This window comes from Rufibacter sp. DG15C, from assembly GCF_001577755.1.
Taxonomy (GTDB): Bacteria; Bacteroidota; Bacteroidia; order Cytophagales; family Hymenobacteraceae; genus Nibribacter.
The window spans coordinates 117,482-140,740 of the sequence record NZ_CP010776.1 but is presented as its reverse complement, the minus strand read 5'-3'; the positions used below and the strand labels follow the sequence as shown (position 1 = coordinate 140,740).

General features: G+C 43.8%; 21 protein-coding genes and 2 tRNA genes. 9 read left to right on the top strand and 14 right to left on the bottom strand.

Annotated features, from left to right (window positions below; all coding sequences use genetic code 11):
* Window positions 1-129 precede the first annotated feature (129 nt).
* Both TH61_RS00675 and TH61_RS00670 read left to right on the top strand, forming a co-directional pair.
* Window positions 130-1,209: a ferredoxin--NADP reductase gene (locus TH61_RS00675; RefSeq protein WP_066504557.1), complete on the top strand. Its 1,080-nt coding sequence runs from the start codon at window positions 130-132 to the stop codon at window positions 1,207-1,209.
* A gap of 18 nt (window positions 1,210-1,227) precedes the next feature.
* The gene (locus TH61_RS00670; protein WP_066504555.1) at window positions 1,228-2,961 is read left to right on the top strand and encodes a M3 family oligoendopeptidase; all 1,734 of its coding nucleotides are present in this window, start codon (window positions 1,228-1,230) and stop codon (window positions 2,959-2,961) included.
* Window positions 2,962-3,049: 88 nt separating this feature from the next.
* Here the strand turns inward: TH61_RS00670 and TH61_RS00665 are convergent, their stop codons facing one another.
* From TH61_RS00665 to TH61_RS00640, 6 genes are all read right to left on the bottom strand, one after another.
* A complete protein-coding gene (locus TH61_RS00665; protein WP_157600462.1) occupies window positions 3,050-3,682 on the bottom strand; it encodes a hypothetical protein in 633 nt (210 codons plus the stop codon).
* 9 nt (window positions 3,683-3,691) lie between these two features.
* Window positions 3,692-4,174 carry a 1,2-phenylacetyl-CoA epoxidase subunit PaaD gene (gene paaD, locus TH61_RS00660; RefSeq protein WP_066504550.1) on the bottom strand — a complete coding sequence of 161 codons (483 nt, stop codon included), beginning with the start codon at window positions 4,172-4,174 and terminating at the stop codon, window positions 3,692-3,694.
* A 573-nt stretch (window positions 4,175-4,747) separates the two neighbouring features.
* Window positions 4,748-5,503 carry a 1,2-phenylacetyl-CoA epoxidase subunit PaaC gene (paaC, locus tag TH61_RS00655; RefSeq protein WP_066504547.1) on the bottom strand — a complete coding sequence of 252 codons (756 nt, stop codon included), beginning with the start codon at window positions 5,501-5,503 and terminating at the stop codon, window positions 4,748-4,750.
* 3 nt (window positions 5,504-5,506) lie between these two features.
* Window positions 5,507-6,136 carry a phenylacetic acid degradation b gene (locus tag TH61_RS00650; protein ID WP_066504544.1) on the bottom strand — a complete coding sequence of 210 codons (630 nt, stop codon included), beginning with the start codon at window positions 6,134-6,136 and terminating at the stop codon, window positions 5,507-5,509.
* A 153-nt stretch (window positions 6,137-6,289) separates the two neighbouring features.
* The gene (gene paaA, locus TH61_RS00645) at window positions 6,290-7,273 is read right to left on the bottom strand and encodes a 1,2-phenylacetyl-CoA epoxidase subunit PaaA (protein ID WP_066504541.1); all 984 of its coding nucleotides are present in this window, start codon (window positions 7,271-7,273) and stop codon (window positions 6,290-6,292) included.
* A 24-nt stretch (window positions 7,274-7,297) separates the two neighbouring features.
* A complete protein-coding gene (locus TH61_RS00640; RefSeq protein WP_066512378.1) occupies window positions 7,298-7,885 on the bottom strand; it encodes a TetR/AcrR family transcriptional regulator in 588 nt (195 codons plus the stop codon).
* A gap of 214 nt (window positions 7,886-8,099) precedes the next feature.
* Between TH61_RS00640 and thiL the strand changes: the two genes are divergently transcribed.
* Window positions 8,100-9,128, top strand: a complete 1,029-nt coding sequence (thiL, locus tag TH61_RS00635) for a thiamine-phosphate kinase (protein ID WP_066504539.1) — start codon at window positions 8,100-8,102, stop codon at window positions 9,126-9,128.
* Window positions 9,129-9,183: 55 nt separating this feature from the next.
* On the top strand, window positions 9,184-9,384 hold the full coding sequence (locus TH61_RS00630) for a hypothetical protein (RefSeq protein WP_157600460.1): 201 nt from the start codon (window positions 9,184-9,186) through the stop codon (window positions 9,382-9,384).
* A gap of 141 nt (window positions 9,385-9,525) precedes the next feature.
* On the opposite strand, the gene TH61_RS00625 is transcribed toward TH61_RS00630, so the two are convergent.
* The 3 genes from TH61_RS00625 to rlmD all read right to left on the bottom strand — a co-directional run bounded on the left by TH61_RS00625 (window position 9,526) and on the right by rlmD (window position 11,757).
* On the bottom strand, window positions 9,526-9,855 hold the full coding sequence (locus TH61_RS00625) for a low molecular weight protein tyrosine phosphatase family protein (protein ID WP_066504534.1): 330 nt from the start codon (window positions 9,853-9,855) through the stop codon (window positions 9,526-9,528).
* The gene (locus TH61_RS00620) at window positions 9,856-10,224 is read right to left on the bottom strand and encodes a hypothetical protein (protein ID WP_066512374.1); all 369 of its coding nucleotides are present in this window, start codon (window positions 10,222-10,224) and stop codon (window positions 9,856-9,858) included.
* Between the two features lie 114 nt (window positions 10,225-10,338).
* Window positions 10,339-11,757: a 23S rRNA (uracil(1939)-C(5))-methyltransferase RlmD gene (gene rlmD, locus TH61_RS00615; RefSeq protein WP_066504532.1), complete on the bottom strand. Its 1,419-nt coding sequence runs from the start codon at window positions 11,755-11,757 to the stop codon at window positions 10,339-10,341.
* Window positions 11,758-11,933: 176 nt separating this feature from the next.
* Between rlmD and TH61_RS00610 the strand changes: the two genes are divergently transcribed.
* A complete protein-coding gene (locus TH61_RS00610) occupies window positions 11,934-12,740 on the top strand; it encodes an SDR family oxidoreductase (protein WP_066504529.1) in 807 nt (268 codons plus the stop codon).
* Between the two features lie 64 nt (window positions 12,741-12,804).
* Here TH61_RS00610 and TH61_RS00605 read toward each other — a convergent pair whose 3' ends face one another.
* On the bottom strand, window positions 12,805-13,500 hold the full coding sequence (locus TH61_RS00605; RefSeq protein ID WP_197464074.1) for an SH3 domain-containing protein: 696 nt from the start codon (window positions 13,498-13,500) through the stop codon (window positions 12,805-12,807).
* 137 nt (window positions 13,501-13,637) lie between these two features.
* Between TH61_RS00605 and TH61_RS00600 the strand changes: the two genes are divergently transcribed.
* The 3 genes from TH61_RS00600 to TH61_RS00590 all read left to right on the top strand — a co-directional run bounded on the left by TH61_RS00600 (window position 13,638) and on the right by TH61_RS00590 (window position 14,270).
* A tRNA-Lys gene (locus TH61_RS00600) sits at window positions 13,638-13,710 on the top strand.
* A 65-nt stretch (window positions 13,711-13,775) separates the two neighbouring features.
* A tRNA-Lys gene (locus TH61_RS00595) sits at window positions 13,776-13,848 on the top strand.
* 134 nt (window positions 13,849-13,982) lie between these two features.
* A complete protein-coding gene (locus TH61_RS00590) occupies window positions 13,983-14,270 on the top strand; it encodes a hypothetical protein (RefSeq protein ID WP_066504523.1) in 288 nt (95 codons plus the stop codon).
* Between the two features lie 390 nt (window positions 14,271-14,660).
* Here the strand turns inward: TH61_RS00590 and TH61_RS00580 are convergent, their stop codons facing one another.
* Together TH61_RS00580 and TH61_RS00570 are read right to left on the bottom strand one after the other, a co-directional pair.
* On the bottom strand, window positions 14,661-15,269 hold the full coding sequence (locus tag TH61_RS00580) for a hypothetical protein (protein ID WP_066504517.1): 609 nt from the start codon (window positions 15,267-15,269) through the stop codon (window positions 14,661-14,663).
* Window positions 15,270-15,884: 615 nt separating this feature from the next.
* Window positions 15,885-17,441 carry a hypothetical protein gene (locus tag TH61_RS00570; protein ID WP_066504512.1) on the bottom strand — a complete coding sequence of 519 codons (1,557 nt, stop codon included), beginning with the start codon at window positions 17,439-17,441 and terminating at the stop codon, window positions 15,885-15,887.
* A 361-nt stretch (window positions 17,442-17,802) separates the two neighbouring features.
* On the opposite strand from TH61_RS00570, the gene TH61_RS00565 reads away from it, so the two are divergent.
* Window positions 17,803-18,039, top strand: coding sequence for a hypothetical protein (locus TH61_RS00565; RefSeq protein ID WP_066504511.1), 237 nt, complete (start codon window positions 17,803-17,805; stop codon window positions 18,037-18,039).
* A gap of 161 nt (window positions 18,040-18,200) precedes the next feature.
* Here the strand turns inward: TH61_RS00565 and TH61_RS00560 are convergent, their stop codons facing one another.
* Together TH61_RS00560 and TH61_RS00555 are read right to left on the bottom strand one after the other, a co-directional pair.
* Window positions 18,201-20,081, bottom strand: coding sequence for an N-6 DNA methylase (locus TH61_RS00560; protein ID WP_066504510.1), 1,881 nt, complete (start codon window positions 20,079-20,081; stop codon window positions 18,201-18,203).
* 1 nt (window position 20,082) lies between these two features.
* A complete protein-coding gene (locus TH61_RS00555; protein WP_066504509.1) occupies window positions 20,083-23,172 on the bottom strand; it encodes an N-6 DNA methylase in 3,090 nt (1,029 codons plus the stop codon).
* Window positions 23,173-23,259 lie beyond the last annotated feature (87 nt).

Genomic DNA, 23,259 nt, shown 5'->3' with positions numbered 1-23,259 from the left:
TGATATCCCGCAAATATAGTTTGCGTCAGATTTTTGCGCGGGCGTTCGGGCAGGATGCTGAAATATCGTAACTTTCGCGCTGTAAACCAGTTTAGCAAACGTAAGCGTTTGTTTTCCATTCCTTGAACTATGAGCAATACACACTACTCCATGAAGGTGGCGGACATCACCCAAGAGACCGCAGATGCTGTAACCCTTCATTTAGAGCACCCAGAAAGAAACAGCATTTCGTTCATCCCCGGTCAGTTTCTGACCTTGATTATACCCGTGAATGGCTCCAAGATAAGACGGTCGTATTCACTGTGCAGTACCCCAGACGACCCAAGATTGTCGGTGACCATCAAGCGCGTAGAAGGCGGTTTGATGTCTAACTACATCCTGGACAACGTCAAAGTGGGGCAGGAGATTGAAGTGATGGCCCCGCTGGGGAATTTCAACCTGAAGGCAGACGCCTCCAAGAAGCGCCACATTTACCTGTTTGGCGGTGGTAGCGGTATCACGCCACTCATGTCCATGACCAGAACCATCTTGAAAGACGAGCCTCAAAGCCGGTTGACCTTGATTTACGGTAACCGCAATGAGAACTCTGTTATCTTCAAGAGCGAGTTTGACCGTCTGGAGCAGGAGAATCCTGAGCGCCTGAAAGTGCTCTACGTATACAATGAGTCCCTAAAAGACGCCACCGAGCAACAAGAGGAGAACATTGGCCTGTTAGATCGCATGATGGTCATCAAGTTGATGGAAAAATGCAAAGCCCCGGGTTACTCAGACGAGAGCTTCTACATGTGCGGGCCAGAAGGCATGATGAACGAGGTGCGCGACGCCCTTCAGTTCATGAAAGTGCCGGCAGACCGCGTGTTCAAAGAAAGCTTCGTGGCCCCTACTACGCCAGAAGACAAGAACGTAACCGGCGCCAACGAAACAGATGAGATTGTGACCCAGACGGTAACCATCATCTATGAAGGCAAAGAGTATAAAGTAGAAGTTAAGCCCAACGAGACCATCCTGGAGGCGGGTCTACGCGATGATATTGATTTGCCGTATTCTTGCCAGGCTGGCCTGTGTACCGCCTGCCGTGGCAAATGCCTAACCGGACGCGTGCATTTAGATGAGCGCGAAGGCCTCTCTGACTCAGAGATTGCCCAAGGGTATGTACTAAACTGTGTAGGCCATCCGCTCACCTCAGACGTGGTGATTGAGATTGGATAATCGTTTTTGACCTGTTTTATGGAAAATACCCCCAAAACGCTCACATTGCCAGAACGGAAACCGCGCTTGTACATGCCGGCAGAGTTTGAGGTCTCTGATTGGGCTTCATTGGAACCTATCTTTGAGGAACTGAAGAACCGTCCGGTGAACTCTCTGGCCGAGCTGGAGAAGTGGATTTCTGACCGCAGTGAGCTGGAAAGCGTGCTGTCAGAGAACCTGGCGTGGCGCTACATCAAAATGACCTGCAACACCCAGGATGAAGCCCTCACCGAAGCGTTTCAGTTCTTTGTGACAGAGATTGAGCCTAAGGCCTCTCCCTATGATGATGCCTTCAACCGCAAGTTGGTGGCGTCTCCGTATGCTGACCAGTTAGACCAGAAGCAATACTTCATCTACCTGCGCGGTGTTCGTAGAGCCATTGAGTTGTTCAGGGAGGAGAACATTCCATTACAAACGGAGATAAGCACCAAGTCACAGCAGTACGGCACTATTGCCGGGGCCATGATGGTAACGCTGGATGGCGAAGAAATGACCCTGCAACGGGCCTCTGACCGCCTCAAGCAAACCGACCGCGCCGTGCGCGAAGAAGCCTACAGAGCCATTCAGGAACGCCGTTTGCAGGACAAAGACAAACTGGATGACCTGTTCACCGAACTGGTGGGCTTGCGCAACCAGGTGGCTAAGAACGCGGGTTTTGACAACTTTAGGGACTACATGTTTGCGGCCTTAGGCCGTTTTGACTATCGTCCTGAAGACACCTACGCTTTCCATAAAGCTATTCAGGAGCAGGTAGTGCCGGTTACGCGTCAGATTGACAAGGAGCATAAAGAGAAGCTGAGGCTGGATACGTTGCGCCCTTGGGACATGGACGTGGACCCGAGCATGTTGCCTCCCTTGGAGCCGTTCAAGACAGGCGAGGAACTGCTGGAGAAAACCATTGACTGTTTCTACCGCTTAGATACCTTCTTAGGTGACTGCCTGGTGACCATGCGCGAAATGGGCCACCTAGATTTGGAGTCACGCAAAGGCAAAGCACCAGGCGGTTATAATTATCCATTGGATGAAATTGGCGTGCCGTTCATCTTCATGAACGCTACCTCGTCGCTGCGCGATGTGGTGACCTTGTTACATGAAGGCGGTCACGCGGTGCATTCCTTCCTGACCCGTGATTTGCCCTTGAACAGTGCCAAGCACCCACCTTCTGAGGTGGCGGAGCTGGCGTCTATGTCTATGGAGCTGATTACACTGGACCACTGGGACATCTTCTTCCCGAACCGGGAGGATTTGGTGCGCGCCAAACGTCAGCATTTAGAAGGCGTGTTGGAGACCTTCCCGTGGGTGGCCACCATTGACAAATTCCAGCACTGGATTTATGAAAACCCTGACCACACCGTAGAAGAGCGTCATGACAACTGGGTTCGCATCTTTGAACAGTTCAACCTGCATGAAGTAGACTGGTCTGGATTGGAGCATTTGAAGCCGTACATCTGGCAGAAGCAGTTGCATCTCTACGAGGTTCCGTTCTATTACATTGAGTACGCCATGGCCCAACTGGGCGCCATTGCCGTCTGGAAACGCTACAAAGAAGAGCCCGCCGCCGCGCTGGAAGGCTACAAGAAAGCCCTCAGCCTGGGCTATACCGCTACCATTGGGGAGATCTACGCCGCTGCCGGTATCCGCTTTGACTTTTCCAGCGAGTATATCCAGACGCTGGTAGACTTTGTAAAGGACGAAATGAAAAAGCTGGGGTAGGCGTTTTTAGCCTGATTCCTGGAAAATAACCCAAAACAGAAAGGCCTCCTTGTACAAGGAGGCCTTTCTGTTTTTATAGATCATGATTTTATTCCTCTTCGGTGGTTTCTGAATCAGGTTTGCTGTTGTCTACCCACTGAAACAATGGCGCTGGTTGCAAGGTGTCATACGGCTTGCCCAAACGCGGAAGGCGCTTGCGGTATCTTCTAATAAGCGTGTTCATTTCCTTGGCCGTCACGTCATAGCGGCTACGGTACATGACCACTTCATTGTGGTGCGCCTGTATTTCGGTCTTCAAAGAGTCTACCCTTGGAATGCCAGTTGACCCGGCTTCAGGTAAAAACGCGAACAAGGCTTTGTATACAGAGTCATGCGCCATGTCATAAGCATCAATCATGTCTGAGTTACTCATGGTCTTGCGGTCATAGCGCAAGGATGAAAGCCGCTTGATGGCTTTCTGCAAATCGGCGCGCTGGGCAGGAGGTAAAACGGCCGGCGGCATGGCCGCCAGCATTTCTTCCATCTCTTCAATCTTGGTGCTGTCACTGGTGTACATCACGTTCCATTTGCCGGTGAGCGTGTCTGATAGGGTAATCAATTGCGTCCTTAGATCCTCATCTGAGATAGGACGGGCCAAAGGACCGCTCTTTCCCGAGTCTTTAGAACAACTGGCGGCACCTAACAACAATCCGAAGGCACACAGGTGTAAGTATTTTTTCATAGTTGGGGGTTACAAGGGCTTAAACTGCTCAAACATCTGTCGGCAATCATTACAGTAATGCATGGACCGACAAAGGGTAGGGCCGAAGGGCGTGCGCATCTCGGTGTTTTGGCTTTGACAGTTGGGACACGTAGCATACTCCAGAATCTCCAAGTCCAAAATGCCTTGGTACGGCTGGGGCGGTGCCAACCCGAAGTCCTTCAAGGCCTGTCGTCCCTTCTCACTCAGCTTGTTGGAATTCCAGGGCTCGTCAAAACTCATCACCACTTCAAACGCCTCCACACCGTGCTTGCGCAACGACCGCTCTACTTCTGCCCGCATGTAGTCCATGGCCGGACACCCTGCAAACGTAGGAGTCATGCGTACCGTTACAAAACCGTTCTCTTTGAGCTCAATCCCGGTAATCACGCCCAAGTCGTTTAAAGACAACACAGGAATCTCTGGGTCTTTCACCTCCTCTAAAAACTCACGGATTTGCTCAACGGTCTGCATAGTAATTGCTGGTTGTTAATTGTTATGCTTGATTCTCAGTACAAAAGGATAACAACGATAAGGTAGAAATGATGCTGAAAATTGATGGATTTGACTTTAATTCGTTCTTTTTGGGAATGCGATGAATTTTGATGGGTGATTTATCTAGGCGTAGTAGGTTGAATTTTTATGAATCAGAAAGTTCGTCAAAAAGCCTTGGTATAGTCTTATGTAAAGTTTTATTTAAACACTCTTTGTGAACAAACAAACCTTGTGTTTCACTTGTGTTGCTGGGTAAACATATTGAGACTAAAATAGAATCATTATATGGCAAGCCATTGCCACAGATACAACATTCTACTACCAAGTCTTCAAAAGACATTTTTTCTAACGGGTTATCTAAATTAATTTCTTCCAAGTATTCATGACAAGTTGATTGCCGTTCGAAGACTTTTACAAGTGATTACTAATTTATATAGAAAAGCAAAAAGTCGTTTTTGGCTTGTTTTCACAAAAGTAGGCCAAAAACGACTTTCTATTTTTCATGGTGTATGCTGTGTAAACAATCAGCAATCAACAATTAACAATCAAATCTTACCACTCAGCGGTTGGGTCTAGTTTGAAGACTTCGGCCATTTCATCTAGGAGTGGCTGTAAGTGCTCTGTATGCTGTCCGTAACGGCCACCGTACACGGGCGTGATGCTGGCCAAGTCAGGTAGTTTTAGGCTTGTTTTGGCCAAAACAGCCGAAATTCGGTTTTCCCATTCTGCTTGGATAGCGGCTTCGCCTACATACACGCCGGCGTCAATCAGTTCCTGTTCATATTTGGATGGCTCAAAAATGCCTAGAGCAAATGGAAGTGCGTAATCCAAGGCCTGTTGCATGCGCGAGATGCTTTCCTCCGTGGCGGAGCCTAGTTGCTTGACCATGGTATTGCCGTGCAACACGTGGTACTTTACTTCGCCTTTGAGCTTGGTGGCAATTCTAGCGATTCCTTCATGGCTGGATTGGCTCAAGGACTCAAAACGCAACGACTCGGCGTTGTCAAACAGGAAGTGTCTAATCAAGCTGAAGTCATACTCGCCAATAGGTAGTTCGGTGAGCTGGCAGTTGTGGAACTGGTCAGCGTTGCGCATGAACGCCACGGTGTCTGGCTCTCCTTCGCCTAGTTCATGCAACAAGGTGTAAAACGCCAGGCTGTGGCCTAACTTGTCCTGGGCCATGGAGGAGAAGGCGATGTCTTCTTCCAGCATAGGGCCCATGCCGGTCCACTCAGAATTGCGGTGTCCCAGAATCAACTGGTCATCGGCTAGCTTGTATAAAAGGTCTTTGATGGCTAGGTCCTGCATGGCTTATTGGGCTTGTCTTTCGGCTTTGAAACGGTCAATCTTGTCTTGCACGCGATACGCAGTGGCTTCGCGGTACTTCTTCTCTGGCGTGGTGAGCCAGATGTCTTTCTCCTGCTCTTCGCGCAGAACATCCTGGCTGGCCACCACCCATACGTTTACTACCGGAGGTGTATTCAAGGTCTGCTTGGCTACTTGCAGGGCGTGCTCATAAGAGCGGGCACTCACAGTGCCGGCATGCGCGTGCGCTTTGCCACGCTTCTTCAAATGGAAGATTTCATAGGTCTGCTCAGCGTCTTCTGGCTTAGCCGTTAGTTCCTGTAAGGTGTCATAGAAAGACGTGTTGTCATCCACATACGGGGTCACAAACACACGCTGGGTTTTGACAATCCACATACCGGTGCAGGCCGCCCGACGGCTGTATTGCTCTTTCCCGAACAAAAAGGCAATCTCTTCATTGGCACCATGAACCGGACCAGCGTAGGTAAAGGCTTTGCCTTCTTTCTGCTGATGGAAGACCTCATAGGTTTCCAGTTGGTCTAATTGCGGTTTCTGCTCTTGTTCAGCCTCGGCCTCAATGTGCAGGCGGGTGACGCGCGGGTCAAGCGAGTGGATGTGTTCTGTGTCTAGAGACATTTTTTTAGTCCTGAGTTCTGAGTCTAGAGTCCTGAGTCAGAAGGAGTGAAATTTAATTTGAGAAGGAGAAAAAAGGCGCTAGTCCTTACTGCTAAATCTCAAACCACGACTCGTGACTCAAGACTCAGAACTCAGGACTAGCGCCTCTGGCGCTTAAGCCAGAGGTCTCACGTAAGAAGCCTTCGGCGACAACAGCGCGCGTCTTACCCATGCACCACGCTCTTCGGCGGTACGGCGAACGGCCAGGCGCTCTGCGTTGCAAGGGCCGTCTCCGTTAATCACGCGTTTAAATTCGTCCCAGTCTGGCTCCGTGTATTCCCAAACGCCTTCTTCGTTTTTGCGCAATTTAGCATCTGGAACGGTTAAGCCCAGTTCCCAAATCTTAGGGACGTACATGTCTAAGAACTGTTGACGGCAGGCATCATTAGAGGCCATTTTCACTTTCCAGCGCATCAGGGTCTCGGTGTGGGTACTCATCTTGTCACTCGGTCCGAAGAACGTCATAATAGGCGGCCACCAACGATTCAAGGCCTCCTGAATCATCTGACGCTGTACTGGTGACCCTGTGGCCATGTGCACCACAGCGTCATGACCGTATTTTAAGTGGAAAGCTTCCTCGGCGCAGATTCTGTCCAGGGCACGGCAATAGGGGCCGTAGCTTCCTTTGGCGTTGGCCATTTGGTTGACAATGGCACCAGCGTCAATCAGCCAGGAAATGATATTAGAGTCTGCCCAGGTAAAGGCCGGGTAGTTGAATACGTTGGAGTATTTGCTTTTACCGTTGATGAGGTCGGTCAGCATTTGCTCACGCGTCTTGCCAAGGGTCTCGGCGGCGCTGTACAAGAGTTGGGCGTGGCCCACTTCGTCCTGCACCTTGGCCATCTGGGCCAGCTTGCGCCTGAAGCCCGGGGCACGGGTAATCCAAGTGCCTTCTGGCAAGGCGCCGATGATTTCAGAGTGGGCGTGCTGTTCAATCATACGCACCAATTGCTTGCGGTATAATTGGGGCATCCAGTCGTTGGGCTCAATTTTCTCACCACGGGCTATGCGGGCTTCAAACTCTGCCAACAACACCGGGTCTTCCTGCTGAAGGTCATCAAACTTGGTGGCCTCAAAAACGTTTCCTCCTCCGTACATAATATTCTTATTTAGAGTATTGCCTTATGCGTTTTGCGCGTGTAATTCTGTGTTTAGTAATCCGTTCAAGAGCAGATTAGACAGGTAATCGGCTATCTGGTCGGGGTTCATTTTCCCTTCTGGCTTGTACCAAGTGTGCAGCCAGTTCAAGCTGGAGAGCAAAGTCAGTACCACAAATTTCTCATCAGTGACCCTGAACTCGCCATTGGCGATGCCCTCTCTCACAATCTCCCTGAAGCCCTCTTCGTAGCGGTGGCGCATCTGACTGAATTTGCTCAAGGTAGGCTCGCTCAGGTGTTTCCACTCATTCAAGAACACGCCCGCCGCCTCAGGGTTCTGGGTCAAGACCCGAACGTGAGCGGCTACGGCCAGCTGCAGTTTCTCAGAGGCTGGAACTGCCTGGTTCTGGACCTGCTCAAAAGCCGCTACAAACGCATCTGCCATTCTAAAGCACACGCGCTGCAGGATATCTTCTTTGGACTTGATGTGCGAATACAAACTTCCGGCCTCAATGCCCAGTTCCAACGCCAGGTCACGCATGGTGGTGGCGGCAAAACCTCTGCTTCTGAAAAGCGAGGTGGCAACTTGGTCTATTTGTTCTTTACGCGACATAGTACAAGGGATGATGAGCATCAAATCTATAAAAGCTAACGCTCGTTAGCAAATAAAAGTTTAATATACAGCCTTTACCTGTGAAATGGCAAGCCCCAACAAAAAAGCTATCTTTGCGTTTTCGGGCTGTTTTCCAGAAAAGAGCCCGAAAACGCCGCAAAGCCAGATTTGGCATGAAGGCGTGAATCGTATAAATACCTAGAAAATATACCCTATGTCTGAATATACCTCCTTAGATAGCCTCGGCGAGTTTGGCCTGATTAGAAGACTGCAAGAGCACGTGGAGCTCCAAAACCCATCTACAGTTTTGGGCATTGGCGATGACGCCGCCATCATTGAGCCTGGTCAGAAGCAAATTGTCATTTCCACGGACATGCTCATTGAGAACGTGCACTTTGATTTGACCTTCTGCCCGCTCAAGCACCTAGGCTACAAAGCCGTGGCCGTAAATGTCTCTGACATTGCCGCCATGAACGCCATTCCCACGCAGATTGTGGTAAGCCTGGCCATCAGTGCGCGCTACACGGTAGAGGCCATGGAAGAACTCTATGAAGGCATGCGCCTAGCCTGCGAAAACTACAAAGTGGACCTGGTGGGCGGAGACACTACCTCATCGCGGTCTGGTTTGGTGATTAGCGTAACCGCCTTAGGCGAAGTAGAGAAAGGAAAAGCCGTTCTGCGCAGCACGGCCCAAGTAAACGACCTCATCTGTGTGACCGGCGACTTAGGCGGCGCTTACTTAGGCCTGCAGTTGTTGGAGCGCGAGAAACAAGCGTTCTTAGCGGACCCAGAAACACAGCCAGAATTAGAGGGCAAAGACTACGTGGTAGGTCGTCAATTGCGCCCCGAGGCCCGCATGGACGTGATTCATGAACTGAAGGAATTGGGCGTTCACCCCACGTCTATGATTGACATTTCTGACGGGCTGGGCTCTGAGCTGTTGCATATCTGTTCACAGAGTAGGGTAGGAGCGGCCGTTTTCCAGGACAAACTGCCCGTGGACCAGCAGACCTTAGACACCGCCGAGGAATTCAAGATTGACCCGGTAACGTGCATCATGAACGGCGGCGAAGACTATGAACTGCTCTTCACGGCCAAGCTTGCTGACTACGACAAACTCAAAAATCACCCTGACATCACCATCATCGGTAAAATCACAGACGCTTCTGAAGGGGTGAATCTGGTGACGCCAAGCGGAAACGCCCACGCCATCAAAGCCCAAGGCTGGAATCATTTTGCCTAATGTGAAAGCGCTATTTCTACTTTTAGGCTTGGTATGCACTGTTGTAATACTGGGCATGGCTACTTTGCTGTTTCATCTAATTAACCATTCTTGGGTGCTCATTCTACTGGTGGTAAGCGCTTATGTGTTGGGTAAGCTGTTGCAAAAGAAAGCCACTAGTGAGAATATGAAGGCGCTGGGCTGGGGCATTAGATGGGGCGGGGTTGCTTCGTTTCTGTTGTTTATGGTCGTGATTAGCTACCTCTACATTCGATAAGCTAATAACTGTTTTAGGAATTACTAAAAGTCATATAAAACAAGACGCCCAGCTTCAAAAGAAGCTGGGCGTCTTGTTTGTGTTTAACCTAATACTTTTGAGCTTATTCAGAATTATACTAGACTAACCTTTTAGAAAAATCTAGCATTGTTCTTCCAGATAGGGTGTTACTGAAGTATGTAGCATTTCAATTAGTTCTTCATCCATGAAAACATAATCATCTGGGATGTCCAGAACTTCAATTTGTTTTTCCCTTGCTACAGGTCCATACTTCGAAATTAGCTGTTGCTTGTGCTTTTTTTCCATCACCAAAATCAAATCGGACCATTCCAAAAGTTTGGAGGATATTTTAATGCGAGCACTTTCTGAGGTGCCTGCTGACCGAAACTGATGATGTTGGTGGCCCTGAAAAATCTTTTCAGCAGTGGGGCTTCGCCATTGATTTCTGCTACAGATGAAGAGGATATTCATTTAATCCTCTGGATACGGCACAAACACGAAGTTCATGAACTCGCGGTCTACTACAAACAGACAGCAGTACTCATCTGCATCGCGGTAGGCTTGCTGGAACTCCTCAATCTTGTCTGCGGCCACCAGTTGGCGGTTCACGAAGTCCTCTAAGAAGGAGGCATTCACGTTCCATTGCAGGTTGCGCTCAGCCGCTTCAATCAACAAGCCGCCAATCTTGGTCACTTCTCTAGAGAAGACAAAGATGGGATACTTAGAAATATCCCGCTTTCTAATCTGGTAAGAGGCTTCCTTTAATGTATCTGACACCTGCACAAAATCTGTGGTGATGGTGCCTAAGTATTTGCCGTTTAATTCTGGGTCGTTCTGCATGATAGTAGTAATAACGTATATCAAGTAGCACGATGCATGTGCCAAATGGTTTACAAGGTATTTCCGTTTTCGGCCTGTTTTGTCCAAAGCAGGCCGAAAACGGGTAATTGGTATTTAGCTTTTCAAAGCCAACAGGGCCACGCTCTCTACATGGTAGGTCTGCGGGAACATGTCCACTGGTTGCACCTTCACTACGTCATACGCTTCTGAAAGCATTTCCAGGTCGCGGGCCTGGGTAGCTGGGTTACAGCTTACGTAGACGATGCGGTTGGCTTTCACCTCAATCAACTTGGCCACCACGTCTGGGTGCATCCCGGCGCGCGGCGGGTCGGTGATGATGACGTCCGGACGGCCATGCTTCATGAACAGCTCCTGATTCAAGACGTCCTTCATATCACCGGCATAGAAGTGCGTGTTGGTGATGTCGTTTATCTGCGAGTTGATTTTAGCGTCCTCAATGGCGCTGGCCACATACTCAATGCCTATCACCTGCGCCGCTGAGCGGGCCACGAAGTTCGCGATGGTGCCAGCCCCCGTGTACAAGTCATACACCGTCTCAGTGCCGCTTAAAAGGGCAAAATCGCGGGTTAGTTTGTACAGGTTGTAGGCCTGCTCAGAATTGGTCTGGTAAAAAGACTTCGGCCCGACTCTGAAGCGCAAGCCTTCCATCTGCTCATGGATGTACGGGTCGCCGTGGTAGCAAATCACGTCCAGGTCATGGAAGGTCTCATTGCCCTTGCTGTTAACCACGTATTGCAGAGACGTAATCTGCGGGAAAGCCTGCAACAAGAAGTCCAGCAGCGGTTGCAGCCATTCCATTTGGTCCTGGAAAACCTGCACAATCACCATCAGGTCACCCGTGTTGGCCGTCCTGATGATGAGGTTACGCAAGAACCCTTCCTGCTTGACCAAGTCAAAAAACGGCAGGTCGTTCTCCAGCGCATATTGCTTCACGGCCAGCCTAATCTCATTGGATGGTGCCGGTTGCAAATAGCAGTGCTGAATGTCTACAATCTTGTCAAAGCGCAATGGCACGTGGAAACCCAGGGCTCTTCGTTCAAACTCCTGGCCGCTGTTAATCTGCTCCTGGGTCAGCCAGGAATTGCCAGAGAACGTATATTCCAGCTTGTTCCTATAAAAACTCACCCGGTCCGATGGCAGGATAGGCAACACCTCATAGCCAGTAATCTTGCCGATGCGCTCAATGTTGTCATTCACCTGCTTCTGCTTGTAGAACAACTGGGTGTCATAGGCAATGTGTTGCCATTTACAGCCGCCGCACACCCCAAAATGCTCGCAGAAAGGCTCAATACGCTGTTCTGAGTAGGCATGGAAATGGATAGGCGTGGCCTCCAGGTAATTCTTGCGTTCCTTGGTCACGCGCACGTCCACCACATCGCCGGGCGCCACGCCCGAGATGAACACCACCATGTTGTCATGCCGGGCCAGGCACTTGCCCTCGGCGGCCATCTCTTCCACGCGCAATTCGGGAATGATGTTATACTTATGTTTCTTCTTCTTGAATTTTCTCACGATGCCGCAAAAATACGAAGAAATGTGAGGATGGCCCTCTCAATTTCTCACCTCCGGTTTTGGGCTGTTTCCCGGAAAAGAGGCTAAAAACGGAAGGGCCCTGTTCTGGGGAGGATTAGCATTGCCAAAAGTTCTTGTAGTTTTGTAAAGGCGCTTGCCTACGTTACCAGAGAATCATGAAAAACAAAGTCATCATCATCACCGGCGGCTCTTCGGGCATTGGACGGGCCTGCGCACTAGCCTTCGGACGGGCCGGCGGGAAAATAGTCATCAACGGCAGAAACGCCCAGAAGCTAGACGAGGTAGGGCAGGAGCTGGCCGCGGCCAATATTGAGTACCTGGCCGTGCCCGGCGATGTGAGTAGCGAAGCAGACTGCCGTACTTTGATTGAGCAGACGGTGGCCAAGTTTGGCCGGATTGACGTGATGCTTAACAACGCCGGCATCAGCATGCGGGCCTTGTTCCAGGACGTGGAGTTAGAGGTGATTCGGCAGCTCATGGACATTAACTTCTGGGGGACTGTCTACTGCACCAAGTTTGCCTTGCCGTACATCCTCGAAAGCAAAGGCTCTATTATCGGCGTTTCTTCCATTGCCGGCTACCAAGGCTTGCCAGGCCGTACTGGTTATTCTGCCTCTAAGTTTGCCATGCAAGGTTTCCTGGGCGCTTTACGCACCGAGACTCTGCACCAGGGCATTCACGTGATGGTGGCGTGTCCGGGGTTCACGGCGTCTAACATCAGAAACACCGCCCTAGCCGCAGACGGTAGCCAGCAAGGAGAATCACCTCGGGACGAAGACAAGATGATGACCTCAGAGGAAGTAGCCGACCGCATCCTATACGCCACCCGCAAACGCCAACGCGACATTGTCATGACCACGCAAGGCAAACTGGCCGTGCTCTTAGGCAAATTCTTCCCGGGCCTGACTGACAAGCTGGTGTACAATAAAATGAAAAAAGAGCCTAATTCGCCGTTTAAGTAATAGGAATATCGTTTTTGGCCTGTTTTCTGAGAATCAGACCAAAAACGCCAAGCCATGCTGCTGCCTAAAACAATTTCTGCACGCTAAGCGGTTGAGGGAGCAATAGCAGGTTGTACTTTCTGATGTAGGCGGTCTGGTCTTTCCATTCAATGCGGTACCAGATGTCCTGCTCGCCCACAATGTTCACACGATGGCCCACTCCGGCAGTAGTCACCAAGCCCGCGCCAGCCGAGGGCGCCGTCATGATGGGTACGTTCGGGTTCAGGATTAGGCCCTGCTGACCAAGGGTTAGGAAGTTGGCGTAAAAAAAGATAACGGCCAGGTACACCAGAAACGTGCCTTGCGTTTGCTTGGGGATAGTCTTCTTCTTAAGCCAGCGGAGCACCAACAGCGTCAGAAAAATGACTGCACCTATGAGCAGCAGTTCCAGAATGTTGTCATAGTATTTATGGAACTGGGTTTTAAAGAAGTCCAGGTCCGTGTAGGCGTAGCCTTGCAGGTGTTGTTGCAGGCCTACTTCCTCCATTTTGCGTAAGATGGACCGGCTGGGTTGCTTGCTGTAGAAGAGTTGCAGGTAGTACATGGACTGCGTATAGTTCTGCAATCCCTCCTGAATGTAGGCCATCTTGAGGAGCATCTGGGGCGTGTAGACCTTCTGCTGGGTGAGCAATTGCTCGTAAATGGTGTAGGCCTGGGTGTATTGGTGCTTGGCGTAGAGAGAATCTGCCTGGGTGAGTTGCGCCGTAGTAGATTGACCCATAACCAATTGGGATAATCCTAGCCACGCGGCGCAAAAAACACTACAGAATTTACGGGAAAAGTTTGGCATTTAGAGAAAGGGCTTTTACTTTTGCATCGCAATACGGGGGAACGCCCTAGTAAGCAAAGGTAGTAAAAGATTCTGTAGCTCAGCTGGTAGAGCAATACACTTTTAATGTATGGGTCCTGGGTTCGAATCCCAGCGGGATCACTTGATTACACAAAGCCTTTCCGGCTTCAACCCCGGAAAGGCTTTTTTACCACCTTTAAATTTCTGATTCTGTAGCTCAGCTGGTAGAGCAATACACTTTTAATGTATGGGTCCTGGGTTCGAATCCCAGCGGGATCACGCTTTTGTAAATGAAAAACCGCTTCTATTAATTTAGAAGCGGTTTTTTTTGTGGTGTAGATAGATTTGTGTCGTAAATATTTACTATCTGTGTCGTAAACGTACAGCACATTATTTTTAGACATCCTTGTTTTATGAATAACGCTACCACAGAAGAAGAGCTTATAGAGCAGATAAGAGAAGGGTTAAACTCTAAAGCTGAAAGTTGGGATGTAGGTAATAACGGTAATACCGTAACCGTATTATTCTACAGTGAAGGTACTACTGCATCATACACTTTCGGAGTAGATAGACAGGCATTAGAGATTATGTATACACTATGCGCTAAGACTAATACTCAGGGTGCTAACAGAAGTATCAAAGTGATGCAAGAGTTGGTAAGAGGTGACAAGACGAAGGACTTATTAGAGGGCTTTGAATAATGGTTATAACACTACCTGCAAAGGGTGATTTTAGATTTATGCTAAAGCTTGTCTATTTTTGTATTCTGTTTGCCTAAGGACAGATCTGTTTCTGGAATCTTGGATAGTTATATTTAGAATTACCTGAAACACTGCGAATAATAAGCCAAAAGCAGGTACCAACGTTAAAGGTTTAGGTTTTTTATTAGCTATCATTAAAATATAAATAGCGTAAAAACCAGTGGTAAATATAATTAGTGGTAGATAATAAGGATTTGCTTTCCTATGTAACCTTGATAGGAGGTTTTGCATATTTTTAATGATTGGGATAATGTGAAGTTAATACAAAATGTTCTTCCAAATCAGTATAGAGAGTTGAATACGCTTTCGAAGGTTGTAAACAGAAGCTAATTACTGGGTGTAGTAGAAATCCATTTCAAGTACCAAGGATACCCCCGCTGTCTTGTGCTTTGCGAACCCAAGACCTACCTTATTGATGTCGCTATTTAAGCAAAGCCACCTATGACCGAGACTTGGAACCAAATGGTCGATGAGTAGCTGTAGAGCAATCTCTCTGCCATTGTCCATGCCAAAACTAATACACTCAGCGAATCGGTCAGTTTTACAGCTTAATCGTTCATGAGTCCTACCACCAATCCGCTCTTTCTCTAATGCGAAGCACCTGGCACTGGCACTCATGACTCTGTCAGGATAAAATGCCTGAACTGGTTGCATACTACTCATCTCCTTTATCAGTGATTCCTTGTAAGATGAGTTAGTAAGGAAGTTTCCATGCTTGTCGTTTCCCCAGTAATGGGCGAGTTCTAACTCCACAAACCGTTTCGGATATAGCCGAGCCAGATTCAAGTACATAAGGGTCTCACGCTCTACCTGGTTTAGATATGCGGCATCTTTACCAGTGTTAGCAGTCAACAATTCCTTTTGGAGCCATCCGGCTGGCCTTGCGGCCAGCCCATCTATTACAAACAAAAGCAAAATGAAAGATAGTAGTTGCGCCATGAGTCTATAGTCTGGTTTCCCGTTCGCTAAACATCAGTCTTTCCGATGTTAACATCCCATTAATTTATGGACCATGAACGTCAACTCTCTTTACATTCTTATGACGAGTTAGAATGAATCTACTTGAAGGGCAGCACTGTATCTGATATATAGAATCAGAGCATCAGCCGAGCGGCTTGGCTCCCAAAAGTTAAAAACTGAGAAATGCCAAGATTCACGGAGGAAGACGTAAATGCACACCTTGATGACTTTATAGGAAGTCTTTCACACGAACAGCAATGTCCACGCATTGCTTTCGGCTTATACTTCGCTTTGACGTCAGACCAGTTCCGAACTGAGATAGCCAATCCCATGGAGGACGTCAGGCTGCTGATTGACCAAGCAGAGGATTTTATCGAAGACAGGCTATGGAAGAGCCTCGAGGAAGGGAATTTTGGAGAATAGACCACGAGGACTTACTCCTAAAACCATATGAAATCTGTTTGCCATGATTGATTTTAAACGAAGAGGGTGCTACTTATATAGTAGCACCCTCTTCGTTTAAATGGACGAACAACTCTATCATGTCTTAACACAAAGGTCAAGACATATTACTTCTTTGGATTTAGAAAGACATTACCAATCAATACCGAGTCCATTAGTCTTTTTTCCTGTACTTGATTTAAGAGCCTCCTGACAGTCTTTGCGAGCGATTTGGTCTTTGTATTGCTTAGATGCGAACTGTTCCTCAAACCTCTTCCTAAGCACGTTTAATGGCGTATTGTCAGGTAGAGTAGTGCTGCTCTCTACAGTTACACTTGGTTTCAGCTTGTTTACCTTCTCAGCAGGCTTGATATGGGGAAACACACCCACTACCTCATTATAAGCATCAAGCATCAACTGACGTACCTCTGCCTCAAATACCTCTGAACAGATGATAGAATCATGGATACTGCTGAACCATTCAGATTCACCGTATTTTTCCATGAGGGTTGTCAAAGCGATGTCAATCACCGCTGATGTTTCCACTCTTTGCATTTTGATGCTTAACTGTTTGAAACACCCTCTTTTCTCCTGCATGATGACTTGGTAAACTGTTGGGAAATGCTCTCTAAAAGCTATCGCTTCCTTTGTGAAGTACCCATGTTTGTTTGACGAGTAGAAAACGTTGGCAAACATCTTCTCTTTGAACTTCAGGATTTCTTTTGAATCCGTAATGCCAAGCTGACCGCACATGAAATGATATAGCTTGCCCTGGGTCACAAATTCTATGTAGTCGATGACATCAGTATGAGGGCTGTCATATAGGTCGATGCCCTTACAATGCTCCAAGAGAATCTTAACCAAAGTGAACGGCTGACTATTGCTACAATCAAGCGAAACAAGCTGTGTGTCTGTATTGCTTTTAAGGTAAAGGAACTGTCTCAGCTCAGACCATGAATTTGTCAGATACGTATGTATTCTGAAAGATTTATCATCTCTAAGCGGTAACCATAGCTTCTCGTTAATAGCCCTAATCTGATACAGGTAGCTGTCTCTCATCAAGTCGAGCATCTGCTCATACGTGAGGTCTGGGTAGTGCGCATTGTATCCTTTCTTGATTGCTATTCTCTCTGCTTTCCTGCGCTTTTTGTTCTTTCTATACAGTTTTTTTAAAAGGACTGGATTCTCTACTGTTAGATTTTGGGTGTACCAGTCCTCCACATGTTGTGCAGCCTCTTCTGCGTAGATACCCAAATCAACCAGTTGGTTATAGGTGTATTTGGTGATGGCATCCATTTCAGCGATAGCTGTGATATTCCTTGACTGTAGAGACTTTATGAAGGTAGAGTTGCTGTCCTTCAATATTCTGTAATGCCTAACCTGATAGTCCTTTGTAAGCCTAAACCCCAGGCTCTTTATGCCTTCTTTGAAATCATGGTCACATTCAATGATTCCATGCTTTGGAAGAATGGTTTTGATGTGATGCACATACCTTGACCCTAAGACTTCTTCCAGTTTCTTGTTTTGTAAAGGAATGAAGTCACCCAACTCATATTTTTTATTTAGGATACTTTGTTTGTAGATGGTGTCCAGAAACCAATGGTACTTGTCTATCTGGCATTCAATGTATCTTTTGCCTTTTCTCTCTTTCTTTAATATTTCTCTTATATCTACATTATTTGGGATATAGAATTCAATTTCATTGTTCACTTATTGGTTTATTGATTTTTGGGTTAACCTATCATTGATAGTCAACTATGCATTCTACACCAAAATCAATATTTGTTTTATATAATTATATAATTATTAATTCTTATTATTTTATTGATTAATCAGTTTAGAATAATCTATATATCATATAGTATTCTCTCTTACGTTAGTACACTAATTAAATTATTATCAATGCACGAGAAGGAAACATATAATAATATTATGAATATAAATTATAATAACTATTCTTTATTATATCATTAACTTGTATAAAATGAGGCAATAGACAATAGAAATGATTGTTATAGATATCGATGGAATCTACAATGCATGATATATAAATAAAAATATAATATATCAGATGAATGATGAATCAGAGGACGTAGAAAATTCGCAGAAGAGTGAAGGTCCGAAGAAGGCAGTGTCTGCAATTGACTTAATGAAAGAAGTACTTGCTAATAGGTGTGCAGAGGACAAAAGGTTTAGCGAAGAATTTCTGGCGCAGAATCCTACGCACAAAGACTATGTAAATCCAAAACTAAGAAGAGGAAAGATTGACGATCTCTTTGAGGACGATGATGAGAATGATACTTTGTAAGAAGAGCTAACTGCGTTGGATAGATTAGAAACAAAAAGGAGAACGCGGCCGCAGGCCGGTTCTCCTTTTTGTTTGATAGACTTTAAGTTCAAGTACTTAAACAGACCTGATAATGCAATTGTGTATATCTTGACGCTTATGCATAATAACCTGCACCTATATTATATAGCTACATCATATTTTCTCATCATTAATTCATCAATCTCATAAGGATTATTGCTCTCAAGAAGAAAGTTTTCTTCTTCGATACTTAAATTACATATAGAGAAATCTTTCACATAGTTCTTAGCTAAGGCATAATAGTCATTGGTATATGGCTTACTTGTTTTCTGAATGTAATACCAAAAAACTTTAGATTTTAAAATCTTTTGCAAAATGAGCAACTCTCTTTCTGAATGTGAAAATGCAGCATAACCCGCATAGAAAAGGAGATTGGTAGTATTTGTAAAAACAAAATAAGGCTTGTTTGACATATATGGAAACAAAAGCTTTCGACCAAAATTTGCTAATGCTTGAGTTCTGCCAAATTCAAACCATTTATATTTAACTCCCTCACGACCTTTATCACGTTTTAAGAGAAGTGGCTTATTTTTTTCTAAATAAGCATAAGCACAAGGAAAGGTATTTTTAAAGTAATTTTCTTCAAAAACAATAGGCGTTGGTGCTTTATCATTGCCGTTACTATCTATAAAATCAATTGGATAGTAAGGAAATATTATTTTTTCCAAATTTGAAATTAAATCTATCTCATTTTTAAGACGATTAGGCTTTATAATGTCTCTACAAATAGCCTTTTCTATTTTAATGCTTGTGCAGTTGGTTGGGTAATAATATTTTTCATCTTCATTAACAGGTTTAAATATAAAAACGTCATTGCTTAATGTGGCAAGACCATTTTTAATTGAAAACTTACATCCCAAGGGTGTTCCTGCTGTTTGAATCTTGTGAATATTTATTAACGTATTCGGTTCACTTAAAAGCCAACCTTTTTTATTGTCTAAAATGCTATAACTAACTCTATCATATGTAAATTCATTGTCTTTTTTAAACTCATCAACAGTTACCTTTTTATACTTTATATCAGAATCAACTTTGTTTTTAATGTATACGATACATGTATAAGTTGATTTGTTTTTAAAAATCTGTTGATTGCCAAAGTCTAAAATAGAAACATCTAAGCTGTTTACACTAAAAAACTCCCTTAAACTACGAGCATTTACGCTTCGTTTAAAGGTATTAACTGTAATGTAGCTAAGTATTCCGTCTGGTTTTAAATTTTGTAATCCTATTTCAAAAAATGGAATATACAAATCTGGATTCCCAGATTTTGTTACTTCCCATTTTGACATATGTTTCTTAGTCTCTGGATCTAAATGTTTAGCTCTGACATAAGGAGGATTACCTACAACTGCATCGAAGCCATTAAAATATGAAACATGATGGTTCCAGTCGAAATCCAAAGCATTTCCAGTAAATAAATTGAAACTATAGCTTTCTTCGTCCTCACCATTTTTCAAAGCAAGTAAAGAAAGCAATACCTTCGTTCTTTCTACACTATAATCTGAAATGTCTAAGCCATAAATATTTCTGTCGAAAATGCTTGCAAAGCTATTTCCTGTTAGTTGATATAACTGTTCTGCTACAGTATATAAAAATGCTCCTGAGCCACAAGAGATGTCAGCAAATTTCAAATTAAAGACATCATCAATGTTAAGCTCTTTAATTGATTCCTTTACTAACCTTTTCTTTATAAAATCTGGGGTGTAGACTGCTCCGTTTACGACTAAATCCTTTGCAGGGACAGTTGTTTCAAATAAATGGATTAGGTCATCGAAATCAAATTTCTTGTTTTTAGCTTTTACAAGCTCAGTAAAATCGTATATAAGCTTTTTGCTATTACCACTTATATATGATAGTATAAGTTTATTATGCTTTATATCAATTTTATTAAAATTAATATAAGTTTCAATTATTATTTTATTTACTATTTGTAAATCATCAGCGAAAGGTTGTAAAAACTTAATAACTTCTTTGTGAGTCATCCTAATCTAAGATAAGTAATCTGTCAATATTTCTGCCTCTCTTAAAGAAAAATTCTTTTTGAGACTTATTTAAATCGTACAACAAATATACTTTATTGTCAAGAGTATTCCATTTTTCTGCCAAGCTTGTTTTTAAAATTATTTTCTGGCGTGGAGTAGATGAAAAATAACGATTCTGAATACCCTCTATTTCTTTGCTTATTAATGCAATTTCTTTAACTAAATTTGGATTATTGTCAAACTCTTTTTTGGGGAAGGGTATCGGTTCCAAAAATTGTTTGTTAAACTTAAAGTATCCATTCTGCTGAGGATTAGCAATCAATCTTGCGCAAACTGAGAATATAGTTGAGTTTATAACACCTGCTGTGCCATATAAGTAATCGTCTGATTTATTGGGTAAATCTGCGTAGAACATATTTGCGTTATCACAATAGTTTAAATTATTCTTTGTGATAGACGCATAAGTGTCATTCGCAGTCATTGGAAGTAAAACTTTCGGATAAGTTCTTTGATGGTTATTTGCTCGAGTAAACAAATGCCAGGTTTCATTATCATCAAACGTTTCAACAGATTTGCGGATTAGAGCTTTATTCCTTAGAAGGTATCCGCCTGCTAATGGGTACCGTTTATTGTAATCTTTAAATTCAATCGGAATGCTTGAGCCTGCAATTACATCATAAGGGAATAAAACATAGGTATTGGTTGTATCATGGCAGAATGGATAAAACCTTTGATTTACAAGCAAAGGACGACATGCTTCAATTTCGAGAGTTATATCTTTCTCTATATGAGTGTCTCCCGTTAACGTTCCATCATCATTAATTGTCTTTACTTTAATATGATATGCTCTATCCCATAATACTTGAATGCCAACTCGAACTTTTGCAAAGTTGCCAAATGATCCGTGCTTAATTAATAATTCTGCATTGACTTTTAGCAACTCTTCATCATCAAAATTCCATGGGTTTTTATTTATTGCTAAAGCAGGAATCGCAGTAAAATCTTTTCTGTTGTTTTCATAAACAGGCAAATTTTCTAAGTACGCTCTTGTCTTGTTAGGGGAAATAGCTACTTTATGAAAAATTATTGTGTCTTTTTTTGAATTATCGAGTATGATTGATGCGATATATGTGATTCTATTTTTGAATATTTCAGTAGATGTAAAGTCGATTACTTGATTTAGCAATTTATTAGAGGTTATAAATTCTCTGATTTTTTTCCCATAATCAGTTTTGAAAAATCGCTTTTGGATTATCAAACCTAATTTACCCTTGCTGTTTAATAATGAAATAGCTTTTTCTATAAACGCAACCGACAAATCGACCTTTCCATTAGTTGTTGAGTCATAAGTGCTTTTAATGTATTGATGCATTAAAGGGTACTCGGCTTTATATGTTGTTACGGCTACATATGGAGGATTGCTAAGTATATAATCAAATCCATTTTTTAAGTCAAATATACCTTTGAAACCGTCAAGGCTATTCCAGTCAAACGGATTAGTTTTTATAAGTTGATCCTCATCACTTGAAATTTTTGGATATCTATATAGTATATCATTTTGAACCAGAGCATTCCCGCATTTGATATTACTACCTACATTATTTAAGATTTGTTTTCCATAGATTCCTATATCAGTATAGTTCTCATGGAATTCAAAGCTATCTATTACTTTCAATGATAATGACATTCTTGCAACTTCTACTGCTTCTGGATCTATATCTATACCATGAATACAGTTGGAAATTAATTGTCTTTTTCCTTCTAATGTAAGTGTAGTTTGTGCGCCATCATTAAAGAATAGATTAGCAAATAATGGGTCAGGATTCCTTAGGTAACACTCAATAAATAGGTTTTGCAAATATTCATAAATCTGGATTATAAATATGCCACTCCCACAAGCAAAGTCTAATACTTTGGTATTTAAGATGCCTTCAAGTCCATAAGATGAAATTTCTTTACCTATAATTGTCCTTTTTATTAAATCATCTACCAAATACTGAGGGGTGCTGACAGCACCATTTGTTTTTATATACTCGAGCTTTAGCTTCTCTTTAAGCTTGTTGCCCTCTATAACTAATTTTTTAGATAAAAAAATCTCGTATATGTCCGAAAGTAATTTGGTTTGTATGACATCGAATCTATATGGTGAGGGATAGTATAATGCATCAATTAAGTGGGTAAATACATCATCAGATACATTAATATCTTGTAGAAGCTTTATTCTGTCAAACAGAGGACCATCATAATGGTCATAGAATGTATTATATGAGGAATCTTTGAACTTTTGCCAAAACCCAGAATCTTTATACTCTAAGAGTAAACCGTCTTTTTCAATCTTCCTGGCTTCGCATATTCTAATAAACAGTATTCTGTTAATTATTACTTGAGTTAAATATGAAAGTAGCTCAGAATTACTATTTAATAACTTCGTGTTTAGTTTTAATATATCTGTTGCAAGTACAAGCCTGAAAGTTGACAGTTGTTCAGCGAATTCAAAATCAGGAGAAAGCTTTCTAATTGAACTCTCTGCTTTTAGTGTGTTAGAATATTTCTCAATTAATAAACCTGATACAATGTTCTTTCTTAATAAATGTAATTCTAAAGCTTCGAAATTGTCTAAGTATTCATCTAATGCAAAGTATATTCTCCCAAAGTTTGCAGGTTGTTCCTTATTAGGTATGTAAGTACAGTCATATATAACAAATTCTTCAAAATTGGTTATATATGCACAAGGAGCCATGATTGACCACCCGTAGGATTTAATTTGGAATGCCGCATCTTTATTGTCGAATAAATCGACGTTTAGACCTTTAGCATCCAAAAAAGTGAGTTTTATGTCACCTGTCTTAAAAGTGTAATCTGGTCTTGTATAGGTTGATCCAATGCCGACAAGTTTTTCTTTTTCATCTCGAGAAAGGACCTTCTCTTGAAGTATTTGGGATGTGTCTTTTACATCCCATCCAAATATTATAAGTAACTCATTAATCCATGTTCGTATTGTTTCTTCTGACGTTATATCTAACCTACCTTCCGATTTAAATAATTTATATTTGTCAATTAGTTCTTTTAACCTTTCTTTTCTTGCAACCATTGTTATCTTAAATACTTTGTTTATTGGAAAAAAGTGCTACCATAGTTAATGGTCATTATTCATTAACATTAGTCTTATAGAAAATTA

Bases quoted from the DNA above. Each gene is read 5' to 3' on its own strand.
- TH61_RS00675 (WP_066504557.1), top strand. From the start codon at position 130: ATGAGCAATACACACTACTCCATGAAGGTGGCGGACATCACCCAAGAG.
- TH61_RS00670 (WP_066504555.1), top strand. From the start codon at position 1,228: ATGGAAAATACCCCCAAAACGCTCACATTGCCAGAACGGAAACCGCGC.
- TH61_RS00665 (WP_157600462.1), bottom strand. From the start codon at position 3,682: ATGAAAAAATACTTACACCTGTGTGCCTTCGGATTGTTGTTAGGTGCC.
- paaD (WP_066504550.1), bottom strand. From the start codon at position 4,174: ATGCAGACCGTTGAGCAAATCCGTGAGTTTTTAGAGGAGGTGAAAGAC.
- paaC (WP_066504547.1), bottom strand. From the start codon at position 5,503: ATGCAGGACCTAGCCATCAAAGACCTTTTATACAAGCTAGCCGATGAC.
- TH61_RS00650 (WP_066504544.1), bottom strand. From the start codon at position 6,136: ATGTCTCTAGACACAGAACACATCCACTCGCTTGACCCGCGCGTCACC.
- paaA (WP_066504541.1), bottom strand. From the start codon at position 7,273: ATGTACGGAGGAGGAAACGTTTTTGAGGCCACCAAGTTTGATGACCTT.
- TH61_RS00640 (WP_066512378.1), bottom strand. From the start codon at position 7,885: ATGTCGCGTAAAGAACAAATAGACCAAGTTGCCACCTCGCTTTTCAGA.
- thiL (WP_066504539.1), top strand. From the start codon at position 8,100: ATGTCTGAATATACCTCCTTAGATAGCCTCGGCGAGTTTGGCCTGATT.
- TH61_RS00630 (WP_157600460.1), top strand. From the start codon at position 9,184: ATGGCTACTTTGCTGTTTCATCTAATTAACCATTCTTGGGTGCTCATT.
- TH61_RS00625 (WP_066504534.1), bottom strand. From the start codon at position 9,855: ATGAATATCCTCTTCATCTGTAGCAGAAATCAATGGCGAAGCCCCACT.
- TH61_RS00620 (WP_066512374.1), bottom strand. From the start codon at position 10,224: ATGCAGAACGACCCAGAATTAAACGGCAAATACTTAGGCACCATCACC.
- TH61_RS00610 (WP_066504529.1), top strand. From the start codon at position 11,934: ATGAAAAACAAAGTCATCATCATCACCGGCGGCTCTTCGGGCATTGGA.
- TH61_RS00605 (WP_197464074.1), bottom strand. From the start codon at position 13,500: ATGGGTCAATCTACTACGGCGCAACTCACCCAGGCAGATTCTCTCTAC.
- TH61_RS00590 (WP_066504523.1), top strand. From the start codon at position 13,983: ATGAATAACGCTACCACAGAAGAAGAGCTTATAGAGCAGATAAGAGAA.
- TH61_RS00580 (WP_066504517.1), bottom strand. From the start codon at position 15,269: ATGGCGCAACTACTATCTTTCATTTTGCTTTTGTTTGTAATAGATGGG.
- TH61_RS00565 (WP_066504511.1), top strand. From the start codon at position 17,803: ATGAATGATGAATCAGAGGACGTAGAAAATTCGCAGAAGAGTGAAGGT.
- TH61_RS00560 (WP_066504510.1), bottom strand. From the start codon at position 20,081: ATGACTCACAAAGAAGTTATTAAGTTTTTACAACCTTTCGCTGATGAT.
- TH61_RS00555 (WP_066504509.1), bottom strand. From the start codon at position 23,172: ATGGTTGCAAGAAAAGAAAGGTTAAAAGAACTAATTGACAAATATAAA.